General features: G+C 67.2%; 21 protein-coding genes and 1 pseudogene. 7 read left to right on the top strand and 15 right to left on the bottom strand.

Annotated elements, in window-relative coordinates; translation table 11 throughout:
- Positions 1-395 precede the first annotated feature (395 nt).
- The 3 genes from tyrS to ACTHQS_RS02750 are packed head-to-tail and all read right to left on the bottom strand — an operon-like array spanning position 396 to position 4,713.
- A complete protein-coding gene (tyrS, locus tag ACTHQS_RS02760; protein ID WP_440165825.1) occupies positions 396-1,709 on the bottom strand; it encodes a tyrosine--tRNA ligase in 1,314 nt (437 codons plus the stop codon).
- 34 nt (positions 1,710-1,743) lie between these two features.
- On the bottom strand, positions 1,744-3,972 hold the full coding sequence (locus ACTHQS_RS02755) for a HelD family protein (RefSeq protein ID WP_440165823.1): 2,229 nt from the start codon (positions 3,970-3,972) through the stop codon (positions 1,744-1,746).
- Between the two features lie 51 nt (positions 3,973-4,023).
- Positions 4,024-4,713, bottom strand: a complete 690-nt coding sequence (locus ACTHQS_RS02750; RefSeq protein ID WP_440165821.1) for a DNA-3-methyladenine glycosylase — start codon at positions 4,711-4,713, stop codon at positions 4,024-4,026.
- A gap of 129 nt (positions 4,714-4,842) precedes the next feature.
- Here ACTHQS_RS02750 and ACTHQS_RS02745 point away from each other — a divergent pair, with 129 nt between their 5' ends.
- Together ACTHQS_RS02745 and ACTHQS_RS02740 are read left to right on the top strand one after the other, a co-directional pair.
- Positions 4,843-6,321 (top strand): DNA-3-methyladenine glycosylase 2 family protein, encoded by a 1,479-nt coding sequence (locus ACTHQS_RS02745; protein WP_440165819.1) that lies wholly within the window; start codon positions 4,843-4,845, stop codon positions 6,319-6,321.
- Positions 6,318-6,812, top strand: a complete 495-nt coding sequence (locus ACTHQS_RS02740) for a methylated-DNA--[protein]-cysteine S-methyltransferase (protein WP_440165817.1) — start codon at positions 6,318-6,320, stop codon at positions 6,810-6,812. The genes ACTHQS_RS02745 and ACTHQS_RS02740 overlap by 4 nt, the downstream gene beginning before the upstream one ends.
- Before the next feature lie 95 nt (positions 6,813-6,907).
- Here the strand turns inward: ACTHQS_RS02740 and ACTHQS_RS02735 are convergent, their stop codons facing one another.
- The 10 genes from ACTHQS_RS02735 to argC all read right to left on the bottom strand — a co-directional run bounded on the left by ACTHQS_RS02735 (position 6,908) and on the right by argC (position 17,012).
- On the bottom strand, positions 6,908-7,645 hold the full coding sequence (locus tag ACTHQS_RS02735) for a maleylpyruvate isomerase family mycothiol-dependent enzyme (protein WP_440165815.1): 738 nt from the start codon (positions 7,643-7,645) through the stop codon (positions 6,908-6,910).
- A 21-nt stretch (positions 7,646-7,666) separates the two neighbouring features.
- On the bottom strand, positions 7,667-8,215 hold the full coding sequence (locus tag ACTHQS_RS02730) for a pyridoxine/pyridoxamine 5'-phosphate oxidase (protein WP_440165813.1): 549 nt from the start codon (positions 8,213-8,215) through the stop codon (positions 7,667-7,669).
- A 95-nt stretch (positions 8,216-8,310) separates the two neighbouring features.
- On the bottom strand, positions 8,311-9,738 hold the full coding sequence (gene argH, locus ACTHQS_RS02725; protein WP_440165811.1) for an argininosuccinate lyase: 1,428 nt from the start codon (positions 9,736-9,738) through the stop codon (positions 8,311-8,313).
- Between the two features lie 5 nt (positions 9,739-9,743).
- On the bottom strand, positions 9,744-10,949 hold the full coding sequence (locus ACTHQS_RS02720) for an argininosuccinate synthase (protein WP_018763590.1): 1,206 nt from the start codon (positions 10,947-10,949) through the stop codon (positions 9,744-9,746).
- Positions 10,950-10,994: 45 nt separating this feature from the next.
- A complete protein-coding gene (locus tag ACTHQS_RS02715) occupies positions 10,995-11,525 on the bottom strand; it encodes an arginine repressor (protein ID WP_440165809.1) in 531 nt (176 codons plus the stop codon).
- Positions 11,525-12,526, bottom strand: coding sequence for an ornithine carbamoyltransferase (gene argF / locus ACTHQS_RS02710; protein ID WP_440165861.1), 1,002 nt, complete (start codon positions 12,524-12,526; stop codon positions 11,525-11,527). Before argF ends, ACTHQS_RS02715 begins: the two co-directional genes overlap by 1 nt.
- A gap of 26 nt (positions 12,527-12,552) precedes the next feature.
- Entirely contained in the window at positions 12,553-13,806 is a 1,254-nt protein-coding gene (locus ACTHQS_RS02705; RefSeq protein ID WP_440165807.1) for an acetylornithine transaminase, read from the bottom strand.
- Positions 13,803-14,762, bottom strand: coding sequence for an acetylglutamate kinase (argB, locus tag ACTHQS_RS02700; protein WP_440165805.1), 960 nt, complete (start codon positions 14,760-14,762; stop codon positions 13,803-13,805). Before argB ends, ACTHQS_RS02705 begins: the two co-directional genes overlap by 4 nt.
- A 55-nt stretch (positions 14,763-14,817) precedes the next feature.
- Positions 14,818-15,984 (bottom strand): bifunctional glutamate N-acetyltransferase/amino-acid acetyltransferase ArgJ, encoded by a 1,167-nt coding sequence (gene argJ / locus ACTHQS_RS02695; RefSeq protein ID WP_440165803.1) that lies wholly within the window; start codon positions 15,982-15,984, stop codon positions 14,818-14,820.
- Positions 15,981-17,012, bottom strand: coding sequence for an N-acetyl-gamma-glutamyl-phosphate reductase (argC, locus tag ACTHQS_RS02690; RefSeq protein WP_440165800.1), 1,032 nt, complete (start codon positions 17,010-17,012; stop codon positions 15,981-15,983). Before argC ends, argJ begins: the two co-directional genes overlap by 4 nt.
- Before the next feature lie 155 nt (positions 17,013-17,167).
- On the opposite strand from argC, the gene ACTHQS_RS02685 reads away from it, so the two are divergent.
- The 3 genes from ACTHQS_RS02685 (at position 17,168) to ACTHQS_RS02675 (ending at position 19,572) form a co-directional block, all read left to right on the top strand.
- On the top strand, positions 17,168-18,133 hold the full coding sequence (locus ACTHQS_RS02685) for a quinone oxidoreductase family protein (protein ID WP_440165797.1): 966 nt from the start codon (positions 17,168-17,170) through the stop codon (positions 18,131-18,133).
- Positions 18,134-18,394: 261 nt separating this feature from the next.
- The gene (locus tag ACTHQS_RS02680) at positions 18,395-18,721 is read left to right on the top strand and encodes a helix-turn-helix domain-containing protein (RefSeq protein WP_440165795.1); all 327 of its coding nucleotides are present in this window, start codon (positions 18,395-18,397) and stop codon (positions 18,719-18,721) included.
- A complete protein-coding gene (locus ACTHQS_RS02675) occupies positions 18,718-19,572 on the top strand; it encodes an IS3 family transposase (RefSeq protein WP_440165793.1) in 855 nt (284 codons plus the stop codon). Before ACTHQS_RS02680 ends, ACTHQS_RS02675 begins: the two co-directional genes overlap by 4 nt.
- A 79-nt stretch (positions 19,573-19,651) precedes the next feature.
- Here ACTHQS_RS02675 and pheT read toward each other — a convergent pair whose 3' ends face one another.
- The gene (pheT, locus tag ACTHQS_RS02670) at positions 19,652-22,195 is read right to left on the bottom strand and encodes a phenylalanine--tRNA ligase subunit beta (RefSeq protein ID WP_440165791.1); all 2,544 of its coding nucleotides are present in this window, start codon (positions 22,193-22,195) and stop codon (positions 19,652-19,654) included.
- A 2-nt stretch (positions 22,196-22,197) separates the two neighbouring features.
- The gene (gene pheS / locus ACTHQS_RS02665; protein ID WP_440165789.1) at positions 22,198-23,259 is read right to left on the bottom strand and encodes a phenylalanine--tRNA ligase subunit alpha; all 1,062 of its coding nucleotides are present in this window, start codon (positions 23,257-23,259) and stop codon (positions 22,198-22,200) included.
- 201 nt (positions 23,260-23,460) lie between these two features.
- Here pheS and ACTHQS_RS02660 point away from each other — a divergent pair.
- Together ACTHQS_RS02660 and ACTHQS_RS02655 are read left to right on the top strand one after the other, a co-directional pair.
- Positions 23,461-23,903 (top strand): annotated as a pseudogene (locus ACTHQS_RS02660) (hypothetical protein).
- Positions 23,903-24,559 (top strand): SIMPL domain-containing protein, encoded by a 657-nt coding sequence (locus ACTHQS_RS02655; protein ID WP_440165787.1) that lies wholly within the window; start codon positions 23,903-23,905, stop codon positions 24,557-24,559. Before ACTHQS_RS02660 ends, ACTHQS_RS02655 begins: the two are co-directional and overlap by 1 nt.
- Positions 24,560-24,601: the final 42 nt, after the last annotated feature.

Here is a 24,601-nt window from a genome sequence, read left to right as displayed (position 1 = left end):
GGCACAATCAACCAATTACATACATAATCGGTATCAACAAACTTGGCACACTATTGAGTTCTCAAACAACAGACACATTCGAATATTCCCGGAACAATTCAAAAAGAATTTCGTTTTCCGTATTTCTTCGCTGCGATGTTTTTATCTTATTTCATTCATATTCGCTTTTGCAAATCCGGTTGTTTTCCCGGAATTCACTCAGTAGAATGAATCCGCCCAGCAGAATGGGAAGCATTCTTCGTTCCATGCACCGCATGGCCGAGAATTGCTTCTCAATATCAGTTGGGGGTTTGTCACCACTCAGCGGCGGCGACTCAGAAAACAATACACGCCCCTCCGCGGCCGCGCAAATCGGCCGCCGAGGGGCGTGCAGGTGGTAGGTTTCGCTCCCGCGGTTACGGGACCAGTACCTCCACGGTGGCAAGGTTCTTCTTGCCCCTGCGCAGGAGCAGGTACTGGCCATGCAGGAGCTCCGACTCGGAAATCACAGCTTCCGGATCCGACACTTTCTCGTTGTTCACGTAGGCTCCGCCTTCACCCACGGTCCGGCGTGCGGCGGACTTGCTTTCGGAAAGGCCGGACGCCACCAGCAGGTCCACAATGCCCATCTCATCCACCTGGACAGTGGTGGAGGGAAGTTCGGAGGTTGCAGCCTGGAGGGTGGCCTTGTCCAGGGCGGTCAGGTCCCCGTTGCCGAACAGCGCTGCCGAGGCGGCAATCACCTTCTCCGTTGCTTCAACGCCGTGCACCAATGACGTCACTTCGAAGGCAAGCTTCCGCTGCCCCTCACGGGCGAACGGACGCTCCGCCACTGAAACGGCAATCTCTTCGATCTCGGCGCGGGTCAGGAACGTGAACACCTTAAGCCGGTCCACCACATCGGCGTCCGCGGTGTTGAGCCAGAACTGGTAGAACGCATACGGGCTGCACATGCCGGCATCGAGCCAGATGGCGTTGCCCTCGCTCTTGCCGAACTTGGTTCCGTCGGAGTTCGTGATGAGCGGCGTTCCAAGGGCATGGACGCTCTTGCCCTCCACCTTCCGGATCAGTTCCGTGCCGCTGGTCAGGTTGCCCCACTGGTCCGAGCCGCCGGTCTGCAGCACACAGCCGTAGTCGCGGTACAGCTGCAGGTAGTCCATGCCCTGCAGGATCTGGTAGCTGAATTCGGTGTAGCTGATGCCTTCATCCGAGTTCAGGCGGGATGCCACGGCGTCCTTGCGCAGCATGGTGCCCACGCGGAAATGCTTTCCCACTTCACGCAGGAAGTCGATGGCGCTCAGCGGCGCCGTCCAGTCCAGGTTGTTCACCATCCTGGCAGCGTTGTCCCCGTCGAAGCTGAGGAAGCGCTGCACCTGGGCCTGGAGGTAGCCAACCCACTCCGCCACGGTGTCCTTGGTGTTCAAGGTGCGTTCCGCCGTCGGACGCGGGTCCCCGATCATGCCGGTGGACCCGCCCACCAGGCCGAGCGGCTTGTGTCCAGCCAGCTGAAGCCGCCGCATGACCAGGAGCTGTACCAGGTTGCCCAGGTGCAGGCTCGGCGCGGTGGGGTCGAAGCCGCAATAGTACGTGACCGGCCCGTTGGCGAGGAGCTTTTCGAGCTCGGCTTCATCGGTGGAGACATGGACGAGCCCACGCCACTTCAGTTCCTGCCAAATGTTGGCGAAAGTGGGGTCGTTGCGCTGCGGTTCGAGGTTGTTCAGTTCTGGCACGCTTCCTAAGTTAGCAGTAACGCCGGTGGCCCTGTCAGCCGGCAATTCCGGCGGGCACGGGTTGCGCCGCAATCAGCCGCAGCCGTTGCGTGGCGCGGGTCATTGCCACGTAGAGGTCCCCCACTTTGCCGTGTTCGTGGTTGAGCATTACGGACGGTTCCAGGACCACGACGCCGTCGAACTCCAGGCCCTTTGCCTCGCGCGGGCTGATGACCACGATGTCCTGCTCGTAGCTGCCGGCACCGGTTCCGATCCTGCGACCGTAGACGGCACGGAGGGCCGCCGTTGCCTGGGGCAGGAGGTCACCGTCGGCAATCACGGCGAGCAGGCCGCCGTCGAGCGCTTCAAGTTCCTCCGGAAGAACCTCGACCAGCCGGTCCACGATGCCGCCGGCGGAGACTTCGTCGATGATGGGCTCCCAGCGGCCCTCGCGGACGGCCTTGGGCGCTGAGACCACCAGGCCCGCGGCGTTGGCCATACGGACGGCGGCCTCGGCGATCTGCGACGGCGTGCGGTAGTTGACGGTCAATTCCTCCAGCTGCCAGCGGTCACCGAACATCGGGGCCAGCGCCCCCTGCCAGGAATTGGCGCCGGCAACGGAGCTGGTCTGGGCGATGTCGCCCACGATGGTGAAGGACTTCAGCGGGCAGCGGCGCACCAGCAGCCGCCATTGCATGGGCGAGAGCTCCTGCGCCTCATCCACCACAATGTGCCCGAAGGCCCACGTGCGGTCGCTCGTGGCGCGTTCGGCCGCCGTCTGCCGGGATTCCTGCTCGCGGTTCTGCTCCGCCAGTTCTTCAGCGGACATCAACGGATCAACGCCGGCGGCCTCCATGTTCACCAGGGTCTGCTTTGCATTGGCCAGGTCGCGGACACGGTCGTGCTCCTGCTGTGCCAGCCCCCGCCCTGCCGCGGGGTCCAGCTCGCCGAGCAGTTCGGCGGCCTCGTCCAGCAGCGGGACATCGGATTCGGTCCACGGAGCATCGGCGGGGCGCTGCAGCAGGGCCCGCTCGGCCGGGCTCATGTTGGGGGTGCAGAACTCCAGGATTTCCGGCTTGCTGAAGAGATCCGAGATCAGCTTCTCCGGCGTCATGGGCATCCAGCACAGGTTCAGGGCGATCCGCACGTCGCGGGCGGTCCGGACGTCTTCGGCCAGGTACGAACGATCCGCGTTATTGCCGATGTTCCCGGCCTCAACGAGTTCGGTCATCTGCTCTGTCAGTTCGCGCAGCAGGATCTTCACGAACGTCACGCGGGCCTCGTTGTACGGCTTGCCGGTGGCGCGGGCGCGTTCCCGGGCGCGGCGGACCTGCCGGGGCGTGAGGGTGAGCTTGCGGCCATCCACCTCAAGGATCCGGTTCTGGGCGGGGACGCGCATGCGGTTGGAGACGGCGTTGGCCACGATGGCGGCCATGTCCAGGCGCCCCTTGATGGCGGCGACGTCGGCGTCTGTTTCGGGCACGGCGTGGATGCCGGGCATCAGGCGGCCGACGCTGGCCATGACCACGCCCGTCTCACCCAGCGAGGGCAGCACCCGTTCGATGTATTTCATGAACGACGACGACGGCCCCACCAGCAGCACGCCCGCACTTTTGAGGCGGTCACGGTGGGTGTAGAGCAGGTAGGCGGCGCGGTGCAGGGCCACGGCGGTCTTGCCCGTGCCGGGCCCGCCCTGGACGACGACGGCGCCGGAGATCGAGGAGCGGATGATCCGGTCCTGCTCCGACTGGATGGTACTGACGATGTCCGACATGCGGCCGGTCCGCTTGGAGTTCAGCGCGGCCAGGAGGGCGCCTTCGCCCTGGAGGGATTCATCGTCCGTCAGCATCCCGGCATCCAGGACGTCGTCCTCGATGGCCTTCACTTCGCGGCCCTGGAGGATCAGGTGCCGGCGTCGGCGCACGCCTTGCCGGTCAAAGGCCGTGGCCTGATAGAAGTGTCCGGCTTCGGGGGCACGCCAGTCCACCATGAGCCGCTGCAGGTCCTCCGTGGTCAAGCCGATGCGGCCGATGTACTGCGCTTCGCCGGAGTCCAGGTCCAGGCGGCCAAAAACCAGCCGGTCATCCACCGCGTCCAGCTGCGCCAGGCGGTCCTCATACAGTGCCGCGAAGGCGTCACGTTCCGAAACGTTCTGCATGGTGCCCACGGCTCCGGCACGACGGACCTGCGCCAGCTGGCGGCGCTTTTCCTCCCGGAGTTCCTCCAGCCGGGCGTACAGGCCGGCTACATACTCCCGTTCGTGGGCCAATTCGGCGTCAAGCATTAACGTTCCCCTATCGCAAAAGACAGACCGTCCATTCTACAACCATTTCCGTTAACGCTGGTGAAACGCGGCACCGGGCGGCCCACCGGCTGCCTGCTTCGGGGTCCGCGGCTTCGCTGCCTTGTATTTGGACACGGTGGGATCGCCGGTGAGCCAGTACCGCCAGGCGTATTCGTCCGTGCCTCCGGCGCCGGCCACCCCCACCCGGGGACCGGAACTGACCGCCCCGGCGGGAACGGAGGGAAGCTCCAGTCCGAAAGGCGGAACCAGCGCGTCGCGGCCGCTGTCCGCCGTCGTCAATCCCAGGGCTTTGGCAAGGCGGGCCGGCCCGCTGGCAAGGTCAGCGGGAGTTTTCGACGTCGGACGGCGCCGCTGGGCCAGCTCCAGCCCGTCCACTACTTCTCCTGCCCGGAGCAGCAGGGCGGACGCGACGCCGGCCGGACCGCACACGATGTTGGTGCAGTGGTGCATCCCGTACGTGAAGTAGACGTAGAGGTGCCCGGCCGGCCCGAACATGGGGGCGTTGCGCGGCGTGGGGCCGCGGTAGGTGTGGGAGCCCGGGTCCGGATGCAGGGAGTCCTCGGGCCCCATATAGGCCTCCACCTCCGTGAGCCGGATGGACACGGTGCCGTCCCGGGACTCGTGGGTGAGCACGGCACCGAGCAGCTGCGGTGCGAGTTCGCGGGCGTCCGCGGACAGGAAGTCCCGCAGTCGTTCCATTGCCCCAGTGCTTTGGTTCATTGGTTGACCTTACCCAGATGGCGCCCGTTTCATCCGAACCCTGAACCGGGCCCCGCGCTGGTTTTTCACTCCCACGGCCATGTCCGATTTCCGCTAGTAGCAGTGTCCGGCGGCTGGCAGGATGGAGGAATGGACTTCTGGCAGCGCTACCGGGCAATCGATGCCCGCGATACCCGCTTCGACGGCCAGTTCTTTACGGCCGTCCGCAGCACGGGGATCTACTGCCGCCCGTCATGCCCTGCCCGTACCCCCAAGGCATCGAACGTGACGTTTTACGAGACGTCCGCCGCGGCGCACGAGGCAGGCTACCGCGCCTGCAAGCGCTGCCTGCCGGAGGCGGTGCCGGGCACCCCGGCCTGGAACGTGCGGCAGGACGTGGCGGGCCGTGCGATGCGCCTGATCAACGATGGCGTCATCAACCGCGACGGGGTGTCGGGCCTTGCCGCCCGCCTGGGGTATTCGCCGCGCCAGCTGAACCGGATCCTCGGCCAGGAACTTGGCGCCGGCCCCTTGTCATTGGCCCGCGCCGCGAGGGCCCAGACTGCCCGCACCCTGCTGGTTTCAACATCGATGAAGCTCGCCGACGTCGCCTTTGCGGCAGGCTTCAGCAGCGTCAGGCAGTTCAACGAGACCATCGCCGAGGTGTTCGATATGACTCCCACTGCGCTCCGGCGGACGGTCCGGCACCCTTCGCCCGGCACTGGTGCCACAGCCCTGACCCTGGGCCTGCCCTACCGGCCGCCTTTCGACCCGGGCATCTTCTCCTTCCTGGCGGTCCGCGCCATCCCTGGCGTCGAGGACGGCACATCCACTTCCTATGCCCGGACGCTGCGGCTCCCCCACGGCGACGCGCGCTTCAGGGTGGAGTACGACGACGGCGCCCGGGAACGGCCGCTGACCCTCACCATCGGCGCGGTGGACCTCCGCGACCTTCCGGCGCTGCTCAGCCGCGTCCGCAGGCTGTTCGACCTGGACTCGGACCCGGAGGCGATCGACGGCACGCTTGCCGCCGATTCCAGGCTTACCGGCTCCGTTGCCGCCGCACCAGGGATGCGCCTGCCTGGCGCTGTGGATCCGCAGGAACTTCTGATCCGGGCCATGGTGGGCCAGCAGATCACGGTGGCGGCAGCCCGGACGGCCTTGACCCAACTGTCGGCGGCGGGCGGTCCCAGCAGCGCACCCGGCGACGGCCTGGACCGGCTGTTTCCCACTTCGGCGGAAATCTCGGCGGCGGAACACCTGCTTCGCGGTCCAAAGCGCCGGACCGAGTCGCTGTTGCACGCTGCGGACGCTATGGCCAACGGGCGCCTGGAGTTCGGCTACGGCGGCGACCTCCCAAGCCTCACCGCGGCACTTTTGCCGCTCCCCGGCGTCGGGCCTTGGACCGTGGGGTACGTCGCCATGCGGGTCCTGGGCGCCCCGGACGTTTTCCTTGCCAACGACGCCGCCGTGCGGAACGGGATCCGCACCCTCGATAATGGGACCAACGACCTGAGCCCGGACTTCCGGGAGACCAGCCCGTGGCGCTCCTACGCCACCATGCACCTCTGGCGTGCCGCCGCCCGGCCCGCCGCAAGAACCACCATTCCCGCGAAAGGGACGCCATGAAAGCCCAACTGCTGCAGCTGTCCACGCCGGACGGTCCATTTACTGTCCTCGCCCACGACGGCGTGGTCCTTGCGTCCGGATGGACGGCCAGCCTGTCTGAACTGACCGGCCAGGTCCATCCTGCGCTGCGGCCTGACGCCGTGGAAGAGGCAACGGACCTCGGCGGGATCTCATCCGCCGTGGAGGCCTTCTACGCCGGTGACCCCGCCCCGGCCATGGCGGTGCCGGTCCGCCAGCAGTCCGGACCGTTCCGCGCCCACGCCTGGGATGTGCTGCGGCAGGTCAAGCCGGGCTCACCCGTCACCTACTCGGAGTACGCCGCCCTGGCCGGCAATCCGCGCGCCGTGCGGGCCGCCGCCAGTGCCTGCGCGTTCAACGCGGCTGCCCTGTTCGTGCCTTGCCACCGCGTCATCCGGACTGATGGCTCGCTGGGCGGTTTCCGCTGGGGCCTGCGCATCAAGGAGAGCCTGCTGGCCCGCGAGGCCGCCTGACCGCTCCCGCCCCCTGCCCGCGAGTTGGCATTTAGCCGCAGTATGGGGCGCCCGCATTGCGGTTAAGCGCCATCTCGCGGAGGGAGGCCGAACCGCTACTTGGGGTCCGGCATGGCCGACGGCCAGGGCAGCAGGCCGGGAAGATCGGTGCCGTCCCCGGCGGCCGTGGCCCGCAGGCTGTCCAGGGACGGCTGCCGGCCCGCGAGCCAGGCGGCGATGTCCGTCACCATTCCGCTGACGACGACGGTGCTGCCGCCGGTTCCGAGGGTCAGCGGCGGGAGTGCCACGGGCTGCAGGACCAGCCGGGTTTCCGCCGGCACGCGGGCGGCGAGGAAGTCGAAGAGGTGGGAGCAGAATGCCCTGTTCCATGTTTCGGGTCCCGCACCGGTGTCCAGGTCCGCGGTATGGATGACCAGCTCACGCCAGAGCGCCAGGCCGGCGTCGAAGATCACGCCGTCGCGGAAGGCGATGCGCGTCTGCCATTCGTCCTCCCCCAGCGCATCGAAGGCCGCCAGTGCCCGCTGCAACGCGGCCGCGACGTCCTCCCGGTGCTGCTCAAGGCTGTGCCCTGCGGCCAGATCAATGGCCCTGTTGCGGCCGTCCACACCGCCGTCGTACAGCTCCAGCGTCTCGCCGCGGCGGCCGTGTTCCACCTGGCGGGCCAAGGCATTGCAGATTCCGGCGATGTGGGCCAGGAGGTGCCCCCGGCTCCAGCCGGGAAGGGTGGAGGGAGCCTTCACGCCGCCGGCCGGAATCCGGTCCAGCCCGGCGGACAGCGTGTCCGCGGCCTTGTGCAGTTCGGCGAGGAGTTCGGCAGGCGAAGGTGAGGTCATGCGGCCAGCCTAGCCGAGCGGTCAATCCAGCGGGCTTCCGTCCGGCCCGACACGGTGGCGGACGTGCCGGCCGTCGTTGCTGGCCTGCCAGAACTCGATTTCGGCCGGCTGGACAGCGTAGAGCTGCCAGTCCGGATTGTCGCTGCCGTCGGCCCTGGGCCGCTCGTGCCAGTCGACGGCCGAGGCCTCGGCGGAGAGTTCGGTCACAGCCCCCGCCACGCGGACCTGCCGGCCCAAGGCGGGCCAGTAGAAATTCATCGCCGCGCGTGGGGACTCCGACAGTTCGCGGCCCTTGCGGGAGGTGCGGGACGTGGCGAAGTGCCAGCCGTCGTCGTCGATGTTCTTCAGGATGAGCATCCGCGAAGAAGGCTGTGCCCCGCTGCCGGACCCCGAACCTACCGTGGCCAGGCTGAATGCGTGCGGCTGCTGCTCCCCCGCGTCCAGTGCCTCGTCCAGCCACTGCTTGAAGAGCAATGCCGGGTCCTGCGGTGCGTTGTCCGGATCGAAACCGGGCAGGTCGGATGGAAAGTCGGGCAGCGTGCGAAGGAACTTGCGGAAGGTTTCGCTCATGGCCCCAGCCTAGCGGCCTCATTAAACGCCGCGAGAGGGCACTTCGCGCCAGTGTTAATGAAGAATACTGCTGCGAAGTGCCATCTCGCGGGGGACTACTTGGCGTACTCGCGGACCCCGGCCAGTTCGCCTTCCAGCGCTGCCAGCTGGCGTTCGACGGCGGCCGGTGCCGTACCGCCCTGGGAGTTGCGGCTGTTGAGCGAACCCTCCGTGGAGAGCACGGTGCGGACCTCGGGGGTGAGGTGCTCCGAGATCGCGGCGTACTCTTCATCGGTCAGGTCCCACAGCTCAACGCCGCGGGACTCGGCCTGCTTCACGGCGGCACCGGACAGCTCGTGGGCCTCGCGGAAGGGCACGCCCTGGCGGACCAGCCATTCGGCGATGTCCGTTGCCAGCGCGAAGCCCTGCGGGGCCAGCGATTCCATCCGCTCCGTGTTGAACGTCAGGGTGGCGATCATGCCGGACACGGCCGGGAGCAGCAGCTCCAGCGTGTCGGCGGCATCGAACACCGGCTCCTTGTCCTCCTGCAGGTCCCGGTTGTACGCCAGCGGCAGTCCCTTGAGCGTGGCCAGCAGCCCGGTCAGGTTGCCGATCAGGCGCCCCGCCTTGCCACGGGCCAGCTCGGCGACGTCCGGGTTCTTCTTCTGCGGCATGATCGAGGACCCCGTGGAGTACGAATCATCCAGGGTCACGAAGGAGAACTCCTTGGTGGCCCAGAAGATGACTTCCTCGGAGATCCGGGACAGGTCCACGCCGATCATCGAGCAGACCCACGCGAACTCGGCGAAGACGTCGCGGGATGCGGTGCCGTCGATCGAGTTGTGCACGGCGGAGAAGAATCCGAGGTCGGCAGCCACTGCTTCCGGGTCCAGGCCCAGCGAGGATCCGGCCAGTGCGCCTGAACCGTAGGGCGAAACGCCTGCCCGTTTGTCCCAGTCCTGGAGCCGCTGCACGTCGCGGAGCAGGGCCCAGGCGTGGGCCAGGAGGTGGTGGCTGAGCAGGACGGGCTGGGCGTGCTGCAGGTGGGTACGGCCCGGCATGGCGACGCCGTGGTGTGCTTTGGCCTGCTCCACGAGCGCGTCCACGGTAGCCAGGACACCACGGGCAATGATCCGTGCGTGGTCGCGGAGGAACATCCGGCCCAGGGTTGCCACTTGGTCGTTGCGGGACCGGCCTGCGCGGAGCTTGCCGCCCAGCTGGGCGCCGGCGCGCTCGATCAGGCCGCGTTCCAGCGAACCGTGCACGTCCTCATCGGATTCCGCCGGCAGGTACGCACCGGAGGCCACATCCTCGTCCAGCTGCGTCAGGGCCGCGAGCATGCCTTCCAGCTCGGCGTCGTCCAGCAGCCCGGCCTTGTGCAGCACACGGGCGTGCGCCTTTGAACCGGCGATGTCGTAGCGGGCCAGCCGCCAGTCGAAGTGCGTGGACTTGCTCAGCGCTGCGAGGGCGTCCGCGGGGCCGCCGGCGAACCGGCCGCCCCACAGGGCACCTGCGTTGGTTGCCTCCGTTTTTTGCTCAGCCACGCGGGCTACTTCCCTGCGACGCGGATGTCGCGGCCGGAGGCAACCTTGGCGGACATGCCCCACAGCTCGATGAAGCCCTTGGCCTGGGACTGGTCGAAGGTGTCACCGGTGTCGTAGGTGGCCAGCGAGAAGTCGTACAGCGAGGTGTCGGAGCGGCGGCCGTTGACGATGGCCTGGCCGCCGTGCAGGGTCATGCGGATGTCGCCGGAGACGTACTTCTGGGTGTCCTCGATGAAGGCATCCAGGGAGCGCTTCAGCGGGGAGAACCACTGGCCGTCGTACACCAGCTCGGCCCAGCGCTGGCCAACGGTGGCCTTGAAGCGGGCCTGCTCGCGCTCGATGGTGATGTCCTCGAGGTGCTTGTGTGCCGTGATCAGTGCCATGGCGCCCGGGGCCTCGTAGATTTCGCGGGACTTGATGCCCACCAGGCGGTCTTCGACGACGTCGATGCGGCCTACGCCCTGTGCACCGGCGCGGCGGTTCAGTTCCTTGATGGCCTGCAGCGGGGTGACCTTGACGCCGTCGATCGCGACGGGCACGCCGGCTTCGAAGGAGATGGTGACTTCATCCGGTGCCGGCGGGAACTCCGGGGTGGCGGTGTAGTCGTAGATGTCCTTGGTGGGGGCGTTCCAGATGTCCTCGAGGTAGCCGGTTTCGACGGCGCGTCCCCAGACGTTCTGGTCGATGGAGTACGGGTTCTTCTTGGTGGTCTCGATGGGCAGTCCCTTTTCCTCGGCAAAGGCGATGGCCTTGTCGCGGGTCAGGGCGAGGTCGCGGACCGGTGCGATGCACTTCAGGTCCGGGCCCAGGGTCTGGATGCCCACTTCGAAGCGGACCTGGTCGTTGCCCTTGCCGGTGCAGCCGTGTGCAACCGTGGTGGCGCCGAATTCGCGGGCAGCCTTCACCAGGTGCTTGACGATGACCGGGCGGGAGATGGCGGAAACCAGCGGGTAGTGGCCCTGGTAGAGGGCGTTGGCCTTCAGGGTGGGCACGCAGTATTCGTTGGCGAACTCGTCCGATGCGTCCGCGACGTAGGCTTCGACGGCGCCGCAGCCCAGGGCGCGCTGGCGGATGGTTTCCAGCGATTCGCCGCCCTGTCCGACGTCGACCGCCACGGCGATGACCTCGGCACCGGTGGCTTCACCGATCCAGCCGATGGCGACGGACGTGTCCAGGCCGCCGGAGTAGGCCAGCACAATGCGTTCAGTCACTTTAAATGCTCCTTGTTGGGGTTGTTTGGTTCGTTGTCTTCAAGCTTATTGCCCGGCTTCATCGGCGAGTTGCAGGAAGCGGGCGGCGAGGTCCGGGCCACCCAGCGGGTCGCGGGAGACCAGCAGGACGGTATCGTCACCGGCGATGGTGCCCAGGATGGACGGCATCACCGAATGGTCGATGGCCAGGGCCAGGAAGTTCGCAGCTCCAGGCGGCGTCCGGAGGACTGCGATGTTGGCGGACGCTTCGGCGGTGACCAGCAGTTCGCTGCACAGCCGGGCGAGCCGGGCATCCAGGATCTCCTGGGTGACGCCGCTCTTGGCGCCCCGTTCCCCGCCCTCGCCGGGGACGGCGTACACCAGGACGCCCTCCTTCCCGCGGACGCGGACGGCGCCCAGCTCCACGAGGTCGCGGGACAGCGTCGCCTGGGTGACCTGGACGCCGTCGTCCGCCAGCAGCGCCGCAAGCTCCGCCTGGGAACGCACGGACTGCCCGGTAAGGATGGCGGTGATGCGCGCCTGCCGGGCGGTCTTGGTGGCCGGGCTGGTGCCCGGAGAGGACGGCTGGGCGGACACTAGAACGTGCTCTCCCCTGTACCTTCAACGGGGGAAAGGCCCTCCACGAAGGCCAGGCCGGAGCGGTGCATCAGCCACGCCATCAGCGCTTTCTGGGCGTGCAGCCGGTTTTCGGCCTCGTCCCAGACGATGGACTGCGGGCCGTCGATGACGTCGGCGGAGATTTCGTAGCCGCGGTACGCGGGCAGGCAGTGAAGCACGACGGCGTCGTCCGCGGCGAGTGCCATGGCGTCCGAATCCACGGAGTAGTCCCGGAACAACTGCATCCGGGCTTCCTTCTCGGCTTCCTGGCCCATGGACACCCAGGTGTCGGTGGCCACGACGTCTGCACCCTGCAGCGCTTCCTTGGCATCGCTGGTGATGAGCACGGAGCCGCCGGTTTCCGCCGCACGCTCCTCGGCGGCCGCCACGATCTCCCCAGCCGGCAGGTAACCCTCCGGCCCGGCGATGCGGACGTGCATGCCGGCCGTGACCCCGGCCAGCAGGTAGGAGTTCGCCATGTTGTTGGCCGCATCGCCAAGGTAGCTCATGGTGAGCCCCTTGAGGTCGCCCTTGTGTTCCTTGACGGCGAGCAGGTCCGCCAGCAGCTGGCACGGGTGGTAGTCGTCGCACAGGGCGTTGATGACCGGCACCTTGGAGTTCTCCGCCATGGCCACCAGGCCTGCGTGGGCACCCGTCCTCCACACAATGGTGGAGACCATCCGCTCAAGCACCTTGGCGGTGTCCTCCACGGATTCCTTGTGCCCGATCTGCGCTTCTCCCGGGTTGATGATCAGGGCGTTGCCGCCCATGTCGGCGACACCGGTGGCGAAGGAGACCCGGGTCCGGGTGGAGGTCTTGTCGAAGATCACGGCCACGGTCTTGCGGCCGCTGCCCTCCGCGGCATACGGCTGGACGCTGTAAGGGGCAGCCTTCATGCGGGCAGCGAGTTCCAGGACCTCCGCCTGCTCGGCCGGGGAGAGGTCGGTGTCCTTGAGGAAGTGACGGGTGCTGCCAGGCACGGTACCAAGGGATGAAGCTGTGGGGTTCACTGGGCGTCCTTAGCTGCTTGGAGGATTGCCGGGAAAGCGGCGAGGAAGGTGTCGGCCTGTGCCGTGGTGAGGATCAGCGGCGGGGCCAGGCGGATGGTGCGCGGGCCCGGGCTGTTGATGATGAAGCCGGCGTCGAGGGCGGCCTGCACCACGGCCGGGGCGACATCAGCGTCCAGGTCGAAGCCGATCAGGAGTCCTTCGCCGCGGACTTCGGTGACGCCGGGGACGGCGGCCAGCGATGAGCGCAGGTGCTCCCCCACCGCCGCCGCGTTGGCCAGCACGTTCTGGCTTTCGAGGGCGTGGAGGGTGGCGAGGGCCGCCGCGGTAGCCACCGGGTTTCCGCCAAAGGTGGTGCCGTGCTGGCCTGCGGACAACAACGACGACGTCTGCTCACCAAAGGTGATCATGGCACCGATGGGGAAGCCCCCGCCCAGCCCCTTGGCCAGGGTGATGGCATCGGGGACGATGCCCGCATCCTCGCTGGCGAACCATTTTCCGGTCCGGCCGATGCCGGTCTGGACCTCGTCCAGGATGAGTAGGGCGCCCACGTTGCTGGTAGCTTCCCGCGCGGCCTTCAGGTATCCGGGCGGCAGCGGACGGACGCCTGCCTCGCCCTGGATCGGCTCCAGGAAGACGGCGGCGACGGTGTCATCCACCGCTGCCTCCAGCGCGGCGATGTCACCGAAGGGGATGTGCACCACGCCGCCGGGAAGCGGCTCGAACGGAGTCCGGTAGGCTTCCTTCGCGGTCAGTGCCAAAGCCCCCATGGTCCGTCCGTGGAAGGCGCCTTCAAGGGCGATAATTTTGGTCCGCTTGACCTGGCCTTCGCCGGTGTTGCGGCGGGCCAGCTTGAAGGCGGCCTCGTTCGCTTCGGTGCCCGAGTTGCTGAAGAACACCTTGGAGCCGGCGGGGGCGTGGGCCAGTTCCAGGAGTTTTTCGGCCAGCGCCACCTGGGTGGGGCTGGTGAAGAAGTTGGACACGTGGCCCAGGGTGGCCAGCTGGCTGGCGATGACTGAGGTCACGAACGGGTGGGCGTGGCCCAGTGCGTTCACGGCAATACCGCCCAGGAGGTCCAGGTATTCCTTGCCGTCGGCGTCCCACACCAGGCAGCCGGCGCCGCGGACCAGGACCCGCTGCGGCGTGCCGAACACGTTCATCAGCGAGCTGGAGTAGCGGGACAGCCACTCGGAGCCGGCGTGGCCTGTGGTTTCCACCAACTCGTTCACTGATGATTTTTCCACGGTGTTCATGCGTTGATCTCCTCGTCCGGGACGACCTGGGTGCCGATGCCCGCCGTCGTAAATGTTTCAAGAAGCATGGAGTGGGGCAGGCGCCCGTCCACGATGTGTGCCTGTTCCACGCCCTCGTCGACGGCTTTGAGGCACGCGGCCATCTTGGGGATCATCCCGGATTCGAGGCGGGGCAGCATCTCCCGCAGCTCCGTCGCCGTGAGCGAGGAGATCAGGGAGGATTTATCCGGCCAGTTGGCGTAGAGGCCTTCGACGTCGGTCAGGATCACCAGCTTGGAAGCGCCAAGGGCCGAGGCCACCGCGGCCGCTGCGGTGTCCGCGTTGACGTTCAGGACCTGGCCTGTGGGCTGGAACCGCGCGGTCCCCACCACGCTCTCACCGCCGTCGACGATTTCAGGTGCCACCGTGGAAATCACGGGTATGCGGCCCGCGGCGAGGATGTCCATGATGCCTGCGGGGTCGACGCCGACCACCTCGCCTACCAGCCCGAGGTCCACTTCTTCGCCGTCCACCACGGTCCCGGTGCGGACAGCGCGGAGCAGCCCGCCGTCCTCGCCTGACATGCCGACGGCGTAGGGGCCGTGGGAGTTGATCAGGCCCACCAGTTCGCGGCCCACCTGGCCGGTGAGGACCATGCGGACCACGTCCATCGCCTCAGGGGTGGTGACCCGCAGGCCGCCCTTGAATTCGGATTCGATGCCCAGCCGGCCCAGCATGGCGTTGATCTGCGGGCCGCCGCCATGGACCACCACGGGGTGGATGCCCACGTGGTGGAGGAAGACGATGTCCTCTGCGAAGGCACGCCGGAGTTCGTCGTTGACCATGGCGTTTCCGCCGTATTTGATCACCATGGTGGTGCCCGCGAACCGCTGGATCCAGGGCAGGGCCTCGATCAGGGTTCCTGCCTTGTCCTGGGCAGCGGACATGCTGGTGGTTTCACGCGTCTGGGTGTTCATGGTGTCACTTTCCACGGCGGTTTGGGCCCGGCGGATCCCGCGTTGGCAGGGATTCCTAGCTGGAGTAGGCGCTGTTTTCGTGCACGTAGTCGTGGGTGAGGTCGTTGGTCCAGATGGTGGCTTCGGCGTCGCCTGCCTGGAGGTCGATTTCCACCAGCACTTCGCGCGGTTCCAGGTCCACTAGGGAGCGGTCATCGCCGATGCTGCCGTTGCGGCAAATCTGGATCCCGTTCATGGCCACGTTGAGTTTGTCCGCTTCGAAGGCGGCGTCGGTAGTGCCCACGGCGGAGAGCACGCGGCCCCAGTTGGGGTCCTTGCCGAAGATGGCGGCCTTGAAGAGGTTGGAGCGGGCCACGGAGCGGCTGACCGTCTCTGCGTCCGCTTCGCTGGCCGCGTTGAAGGTCCGGATGGCGATGTCATGGCTGGCGCCCTCTGCGTCCGCAATGAGCTTGCGTGCCAGCTCCGCGCAGACCTGTGTCAGTCCTGCGCCGAAAACCTCGGCGGAGGGCACGGCCCCGGAGGCGCCGGAGGCCAGCAGGACCACGGTGTCGTTGGTGGACATGCAGCCGTCTGAGTCGGCGCGGTCGAACGTGACGCGGGTGGCATCGCGGAGGACGACGTCGAGCATTTCCGGCTGCACGTCGGCGTCAGTGGTGAGCACCACCAGCATGGTGGCCAGGCCGGGAGCCAGCATGCCGGCTCCCTTGGCGATGCCGCCGATGCTGAATTCCTGGCCGTCGGCGTCGGTGCCGATGAAGAGCGCTGACTTAGGCACGCTGTCAGTGGTCATGATGGCGGTGCCGGCGGCCGGACCGCCGTCGGTGCTGAGCTCGGCCGCGGCAGCCTCCACCCCTGGCAGGATCTTGTCCATGGGGAGCTGCTCACCGATCAGGCCGGTGGAGCAGACGAACACGTCGGTGGCAGAAATGCCGAGGACCTTCGCCACTTTTTCCGCTGTGCTGTGGGTGTTCTGGAACCCGGTGGGGCCGGTGCAGGCGTTGGCGCCGCCGGAGTTGAGGATGACGGCGTCCACCCGGCCGTCGGAGACCACCTGGCGGGACCAGTGCACGGGGGCTGCTGCCACGCGGTTGCTGGTAAAGACGGCGGCGGCGGCCTTGGAGGGGCCGTCGTTGACGACGAGGGCGAGGTCCGGGTTGCCGGAGGCCTTGAGTCCGGCAGTGACTCCGGCGGCGCGGAATCCCTGGGGTGCTGTGATGGTCACGGGGCTACTCCCTGCAGGTTGAGGCCGGCGGTTTCCGGCAGGCCGAGTGCGATGTTCATGGACTGCACGGCGCCGCCGGCGGTGCCTTTGGTGAGGTTGTCGATCACGCAGGTGACGATGGCACGGCCCGTGTGGGCGTCGAATGCCAGCTGCATGACTGCATAGTTGGACCCCTGGACCGACTTAGTGGTCGGCCACTGGCCTTCGGGCAGCAGGTGGACGAACGGCTCGTCTTCATACGCCTCGGCCCAGGCCAGGCGCAGCTGCGCGGCCGTGGTGCCGGGCTTGACCTTCGCGGTGGCGGTGGTGAGGATGCCGCGGCCCATCGGTGCAAGGGTGGGCGTGAAGGAAACGGTGACCTGTTCCCCCGCCGCGTTGGACAGGCCCTGTTCGATTTCCGGCGTGTGCCGGTGCCCGCCGCCTACGCCGTAAGGGCTCATTGAACCCATCACTTCGGAGCCGATCAGGTTGACCTTGGCCGCCTTGCCCGCGCCTGAGGTGCCGGATGCGGAAACGATCACGACGTCGTCGGGCTCCAGCAGGTGCGCGGCGAACCCGGGGGTCAGGGCCAGCAGGGCGGACGTGGGGTAGCAGCCGGGGACGGCGATGCGCTTGGCGCCCTTGAGCGCTTCGCGCTGGCCGGGCAGTTCGGGAAGCCCGTAGGGCCAGGTGCCGGCGTGGGCGGAGCCGTAGAACTTTTCCCAGGCGGCGGGATCTTCGAGGCGGTGGTCGGCGCCGGCGTCGATGACCACAGTCCCGTCCGGCAGCTGGGCGGCGATCTCTGCGGAGGCACCGTGCGGCAGCGCGAGGAAGACGACGTCGTGTCCGGAGAGGTTTTCCACCGTGGTGTCCTCGAGGATGCGGCTGGCCAGTCCGTGCAGGTGGGGCTGGAGTTCACCAAGGCGGGAACCGGCGTTGCTGTGGGCTGTGATTGCGCCAATGGTCACACCGGGATGCCCGGCGAGGAGGCGGAGGACCTCTCCTCCGGCGTAGCCGCTGGCTCCCGAAACCGCAACAGAAATAGTCATACTCCGACTATACAGCAATAGTTATGCATCGGCACTGATAATTATGCATGCGAACACGTCCGGGCATCGCGGCACTTGTCGCGCCGGCCGTGGGTGTCCCTAGGATGGTTTCGGCAGCCGGGGCCGGAGACGCCGGGACCCGCGAAAGGAGAGCCATGACGCACGCAATCGTCGCACGGCAGGCAGGCGGACCGGAAGTCCTTGAGTACACGGAGGTGGAGCCACCTGCTCCAGGCCCGGGGCAGGTGCTGGTCAAGGTCGGGGCGGCCGGCGTCAACTTCATCGACACCTACAAGCGCAGCGGCACGTACAAAGTCGACTACCCCTTCACCCCCGGTTCGGAGGCCGCGGGCACGGTCGAGGCAGTAGGCGAGGGCGTGACCGGCTTCGCCGTGGGCAGCCGGGTAGCTACCGCGGAAGGCGTCAGCTGCTACGCAGACTATGCCCTGGTGGATGAGGATGCCGCCCTGCCGGTACCGAAAGGCGTGGATGTTTTCACCGCCGCCGCCCTCCCCCTGCAGGGCATCACCGCCCACTACCTGATGAATTCCACGTTCAAGGTGGAGCCCGGCCACAAGGTCCTGCTGCATGCCGGCGCCGGCGGCGTGGGGCTGCTGCTGACCCAGCTGCTCAAGGCACGTGGTGCGGAAGTCATCACCACGGTCTCCACCGACGAGAAGGAACAGCTTGCGCTCGACGCCGGCGCGGACCACGTGCTGCGCTACGACGGCTTCGCGGAGCGGGTCAGGGACATCACCAGCGGAACCGGCGTCGACGTCGTCTACGACGGCGTGGGAAAGGATACCTTCGACGGCTCGTTGTCCGCTTTGCGTGTCAGGGGGATGCTGGTGCTCTTCGGCGCTGCCTCCGGCCCCGTCCCGCCGTTTGACCCGCAGCGCCTCAACTCCGGGGGCTCCCTCTTCCTCACGCGCCCCACCATTGGCAATTATCTGCGGGATGCTGCGGAGCGGCGCTGGCGCTCAGACGAACTTTTTGCCGCCGCTGCCGACGGCAGCCTCAAGGTCCGGATCGGCGCACGCTACCCGCTCAGCCAGGCCGGGCAGGCGCACCGCGACCTCGAGGGCCGCAAGACCACCGGCAAGGTCCTCCTGGTGCCCTGACAGGACCTACGGACCAACAGAAAGTCCCCGCAACCTCTCTGAACTGCTCCCCGGAAGTTGGACTGAGAAATTCAGTTCCGACTTCCGGGGAGCAGTTCTATGCATGCACGTAGTTCTTTGTCTGAGGTTCAGCGTGAGGCCGCTGTAGCGTGGTTTGAGAAGGGCATCGCGGATAGTGCGGCAGCGACGTTGCTGGGGGTGTCCCGCCCGCCGGTAAGGGTTCTCTATCGGCGGTGGAAGATCCATGGTCGAGGAGCGCTGGTGGCCAAGCCGACGAAACAGGTGTACTCGTTCGAATTCAAGCTCGCGCTGGTTGAACGGTTTATCGCCGGTGAGACTGCCCCGGATCTCGCGGCGGAGGTTGGTTTGTCCTCGCCCACGCTACTGAAGACGTGGGCCCGGGCGTATCGCCGCGAGGGACCGAACGCGTTGCGGTCCAAGCCCAAGGGCAGGCCTAAGGCACCTGATGCCCCTCGGCCGGCCGAGGTATCGGAACTGGAGCGGTTGCGGCGGGAGAACGAGCGTTTGCGGGCGGAAGTGGCTTACCTGGGAAAATTGCGGGCCTTGAGGGCGCAGGAACGACGGTGAAGGTCCAAGCCCTCATCGCTCTCAAGGCTGACTTCCCGCTTCCGGTCCTGCTGCAGGCAGCAGCTCTTGCCAGATCGACGTTCTTCTATCATCAGGCACGCATCCAAGGCCCTGATCCGCAGGAGGCCATCAAGGCCGCTGTCACGGAAATTTTCGAGAAGAACCATGGCCGGTACGGGCACCGGCGGGTCCACACCGAGATGGTTAAGCAAGGGTGGACGGTCGCGAAAAAGACAGTTCTGAAGCTCATGCGGTCCCTGGACCTGGTGTGCAAGGTCCGGCGGAAGAAGCGTTACAACTCCTACCAGGGCGGGCAGGGCCGGGTTGCTCCAAACGTGTTGAACCGGGAGTTCGAGGCTGATGCCCCGAACCGGAAGTGGGTAACGGATGTGACGGAGTTCAGCGTCGGCGACCGTAAGCTCTACCTCTCGCCGGTCATGGATCTTTTCGACCGACAGATCATCTCCTACTCGATCAGCCCGTCTCCGAATCTGGAGCTCACCAATAATTCGCTGCGCCAGGCCCTTACCTGCCTTGAGGATAACCAGCAGCCACTCGTGCATTCGGACCAGGGCTTCCAGTACCAGCACGTCTCGTGGCGAAAACTTTTACAGGAAGCCGGCGCGAGCCAGTCGATGTCACGCAAGGGCAACTGCTACGACAACGCCGTGATGGAAAACTTCTTCGGCCACCTCAAGGAAGAGCTCTTCCATCACGTGCGATACCTCAGCACCGACGCCTTGGCAGCGGCACTGCACGAATACATCCGCTGGTACAACACCGAAAGAATCTCGACAAAGCTCAAGGGCCTGAGCCCGGTGCAATACCGGACCCAAACCCTCGCGGCTTAGGCTCTTATTTAGCCAGTCCAACTTCCGGGGACCAGTTCATCTCAAGGTTGCGGGGACTTTTGGCTTTCCGAAAGCCCAGCTAGCGCTGGACAGCTCCAAAGCGTTCGGCGGCCAGGGCTACTGCGCCTTCACGCGCTGCCGAGGCCTCGTCAGCGGTCAGCGTGCGGTCGGCTGCCCGGAACCGAAGGCCAAAGGCCAGCGACTTTTTGCCGTCCTCAATACCCTTGCCGGCGTAGACGTCGAACAGCGCCACGTCTTCCAGCAGCTCGCCGGCGCCTTCACGCAGGGCGGCGAGGACGTCGTCTGCGGGCACCTCGGCCGGGACCACGAGTGCGACGTCCTGGGTGGCCACCGGGAACGTGGAGATGTGGCGGGCCACGATCACGTCAGGTGCGGCCTCGAACAAGGCGTCCGCATCAAGTTCCAGTGCCACCGAACGGGCGGGCATGTCCGAGGCTGCCAGCAGCTTGGGGTGCAGCTCACCGGCGTAGCCAACGGTCTCCCCCGTGCGCAGCGCCAGCCGGGCGGTGCGGCCGGGGTGGAACGCCTGGTGGCTGCCCTGGCTGACCACCAAGTCCACGCCCAGCACGTCGCCGGCAAGCCGGGCAACGTCCAGGGCGTCGGCCCAGTCCCACACGCGGGGCGTGTGGGAGGCGGCGGCCGGGGAATCGTGGCCAGTGAGGACTGCCGCGACGTGGAACGGCTGGTTGGGGACGCCGTCGTACAGTCCGTCGAGCACCTCATCGGCAGGCTTGGCGCCCAGCGGCGGGATGGAGGCAGTGCCCACTGTCTCCTCGGGCAGGAACACCAGGCCGGATTCGAACAGGGCAAGGTCCCGGAAGCCGCGGGAGTGGTTGCGCTTGGCCACCTCGATCAGTCCGGGCAGGATGGACGTGCGCAGGTAGCCGTGCTCCTCGCTGATCGGATTGGCCAGCTTGAGGGCGGTCCGCTCCCCTCCTTCGTCGGCCACGCCAAAGGTGTCGTTGGCTGCCTTGGACACGAACGGGTACGACAGCACCTCGGTGAGTCCGGCGTCCGCCAGGGCCTGGATGAGCCGGCGGCGCTGCTGCTGGACGCGCGTCAGTCCACGGCCCGGAGGGGCCACCGGCAGGGTGGCGGGGATCTTGTCGTAGCCCACCAGCCGGGCGATTTCCTCGGTGAGGTCTTCCTTGGTCTCCAGGTCGCTGCGCCAGCTCGGCGGCGTAACCGTCCAGCCGGCGTCGTGCTTCACTGTTATGGCACCCAGGTCCTCAAGGGAGGTGACGATCTGGTCCTCGGTGAAGTCGATGCCGATCCGCGCGGCAGCGAAGCCGGCGGGCAGCTCGATGGTGACGGTCTCCGGGGCGGTTCCGACGTCGGTTCCCGCGTCATCCGCGGTGCCGCGGGCCAGTTCGACCAGGAGGTCAACCACCCGCTGGGCGGCGATACCGGCCACCTGCCAGTCCACGCCGCGCTCGAAGCGCTTGGACGCCTCGGACGGCAGCTTGTGCCGGCGCCGGGAGCGGCCGATGGACACGTCGTCAAAGTGCGCCGCCTCAACCAGGATGTTCGACGTCGAATCGGACACCTCGGTGGCCGCACCGCCCATGACGCCGGCGATGCCGATGGCACCGGAGTCGTCGGTGATGAGCAGGTCCTCGGCGTCAAGGGTGCGCTCCTTGCCGTCCAGGGTGGTGATCTTCTCCCCTGCGGACGCGCGGCGCACCACGATGTCGCCGGAGAGCTTGTCCAGGTCGTAGCAGTGCGTGGGCTGGCCCAGTTCGAGCATGACGTAGTTGGAGATGTCAACGGGCAGCGAGATGGAGCGGATGCCGGCGAGCCGGAGCCGCGACACCATCCATGGCGGGGTGGGCCGGGTGGCGTCCACGCCCCTGACGGTACGGGCCACGAAGCGGTCGCAGCCGGCCTTGCCGTAGATGGGGGCGTCGTCGTTGATCTTGACGCCGTAACCGCCGGAAAGTTCAGCCGGTGCCTGGACCCTGGATGCGGGATCCGTGAACGCGGTGCCGGTGGCGTGCGCGTACTCGCGGGCCACGCCGCGGATGGAGAAGGCGTAGCCGCGGTCCGGGGTGACGTTGATCTCGGCCGCCTGGTCGTACAGGCCCAGGAGCTCCATGGCGTCGGTGCCCACCTCGGGGTCCAGCCCGATGCGGGACAGCACCAGGATGCCGTCGTGGTCCTCGCCGATGCCCAGTTCGCGGACGGAGGCGATCATGCCGGCGGAAAGGTGGCCGTACGTCTTGCGGGCGGAGATGCGGAAGTCGCCGGGCAGCACGGCGCCCGGAAGCGTGACCACCACTTTGTCGCCCTCAACGAAGTTGTGCGCGCCGCAGATGATGCCCTGGACGCCGGACGGGTCGATCCCGTCCCCGGTGAGGGTTTGTTCCTTGCCTTCGGGGACAACGCGGACCTGGCACCAGTTGATGGTCTTGCCGTTGGTCTGCGGTTCCTTGACCAGGCTCAGGACCTGGCCCACCACCACGGGGCCCTGGAGGGTGTCCGTGGGACGGTGGACGGCTTCCTCTTCAAAGCCGACCTTGACCAGTTCTTCCATGACGTCTTCGGCCGTTGCACCGGCCGGTACTGCTGCGAATTCCCGCAGCCAGGAAAGTGGGATACGCACTGTTAGATCTCCATCCCGAAGTGCTCGCTGAACCGTACATCGCCTTCGATCATGTCGTGCATGTCAGCAACCTCGTTGCGGAACATGAGGGCACGCTCGATGCCCATGCCGAAGGCAAAACCTGAATAGACGTCCGGGTCGATGCCGGCGGCGCGCAGGACGTTGGGGTTGACCATGCCGCAGCCGCCCCATTCGATCCAGCGCGGGCCGCCCTTGGCGCCCGGGTGGAAGATGTCCAGCTCGGCGGACGGCTCGGTGAACGGGAAGTAGTTGGGGCGCAGGCGGACCTTTGCCTCCTCGCCGAACATCTGGCGGGTGAAGTGTTCCAGGGTGCCGAGCAGGTCCGCCATGGACAGGTTCTTGTCGATGGCCAGGCCTTCGAACTGGTGGAACACCGGGGTGTGGGTGGCGTCCAGCTCGTCCGTGCGGAACACCTTGCCCGGGCAGAGCACGTAGATGGGCACCTCGCGCTCCAGCATGGAACGGACCTGCACCGGGGAGGTGTGGGTACGCATCAGCAGGTGGGCTTCGGGCGGCTCCACGAAGAAGGTGTCCTGCATTTCGCGGGCAGGGTGGTCCGGTTTGAAGTTCAGGGCGTCGAAGTTAAACCACTCGGATTCGACCTCCGGGCCTTCGGCGATTTCCCAGCCCATGCCCACGAAGATATCCGCCACACGGTCCTGCAGCGTGGACAGCGGGTGGCGTGCACCGGCGCGGCGGCGGCGCGGGGCGGCCGTGACGTCCACGGTTTCCTCGACCAGGATCCGGGCGTCGTTCTCGGCTTCGAGCACCGCGGTCCGCTCGGCGAGCGCCTTGTTGACCCGGCCGCGGGAAGCACCCATCAGCTTTCCGGCGAGCGCCTTCTGGTCCTTGGGCAGGCGGCCGATTTCGCGGTTGGCCAGGCTGAGCGGTGATTTCTCGCCGCTGTGGGCAAGCCGCACCGCCTTCAACTCGTCAAGGGTGGCCGCACCGGCGATGGCGGTGATGGCCTGGTCTACAGCGGCGTTGATGGCGGCCTCATCCGTGGGGTTCGGGATGGCGGCGCCCGGCAAAGTTTCAGTCATCTACTGTTCTTAGCTACGAGTCGTGGCTGCCGGCGGCCGGGGCAGCCATGCGCGGTTTCCCGCGCGGCGCGTCCGTCGCTGGCAGGTCATGGATGAATGCGCTGAACGTCAGTGTCATTCAATGACCAGGTCAGGGCTCGCCGGCAGGACCGGCGGCCACTGCCCTCCAGTCTAGTAGAACCCTCCGGCTACCATGGCCTCATGACTTTGCGGCAGCGCGCGGGTGCCCTTGATGGCCCGACGACGGCCCAGCGGCTCAGGCGGGCAGCAAACCTCCTCAACGGGAGCACCCTGGCCGGGCTCGCCGTCGCCCTCGCCGCCAGGACGAGCATCTGCCGCGGTCCCCGCGGACTAATCATCGCCGCTGGCGCCTGCCTTTTGCCGGCGCCTACACCCTGGGCAACGTGGTGCTGTGCCGCAGCACGGCTGCGGACCTGCTGTCCCGGCCAGCGCTCCTGGGACACGAGGAACGGCACTGCAGCCAGTACGCGTGGTGCCTGGGGCTGCCCTTCATCCCCTTGTACCTGGTAGCCGCCGGCTGGTCCGTGCTGCGCACCGGCAATCCGGGGACGGCGAACATCTTCGAGCGGCGGGCAGGCCTGGCCGCCGGCGGCTACCCGCTCACCGCGGAGAGGGGTGCCTGATGGAGCGTGAAGCGCATGTCCGGGCCGAGCCGGGGACCGTCACCGCCACAGGGACCGGATGGGCGGAAGCAGCCCCCGACCTGATGCTGGTTTCCGTCGGAGTGGAATGCCGCGCCGAATCGGTCGCGGAAGCGTATGAGGCAGCCGGACAGGGCCTGGCGGCAGTTGCCTCGGTCCTCCGCAGCCGCGGCGTTGCCGCGGACGACATCCGCTCGGCCGGCCTGGCCGTCCGGGCCGACCTGGCCTGGCGGGACGGCGAAGGCCAACGGCTTGTGGGCTACGTGGCGTCAAGCAGCGTGGCGGGCAGGCTACGGGACCTCGGCAGCGCGTCCGCAGTCGTCTCCGAGGCTGTCCGCACCGCCGGAGACGATGTCCGTTTGAACAGCCTGCAATTGGTCCTTTCGGACGATTCCGTGGTCCGGGCGCAGGCCCGTGACGCCGCATGGAAGGACGCGCTCAGCTCTGCCGGGCAGTATGCCGCGTTGGCCTCAGCCACGTTAGGGCGGGTGCTCACTGTCACCGACACGCGCCCGGCACCGGGGCCGCTCCCGCTGGCCGGGATCCAGCGGGCATCCGCCACGGAAGGGCCCTCGGTGGAACCGGGCGTGAACCGGGTTGAGGCAGCCGTTACCGTCACGTGGGAACTGCGGCCCTAGCCCCCTTGCCGCCTGCAGCTGTATCCGCCGCGTCGAGGCGTT

The organism is Arthrobacter sp. SAFR-044, from assembly GCF_051965175.1.
Classification (GTDB): domain Bacteria; phylum Actinomycetota; class Actinomycetes; order Actinomycetales; family Micrococcaceae; genus Arthrobacter.
Note: the sequence above shows the minus strand (reverse complement) of the source record. Positions and strands in the feature narration are given on the sequence as shown.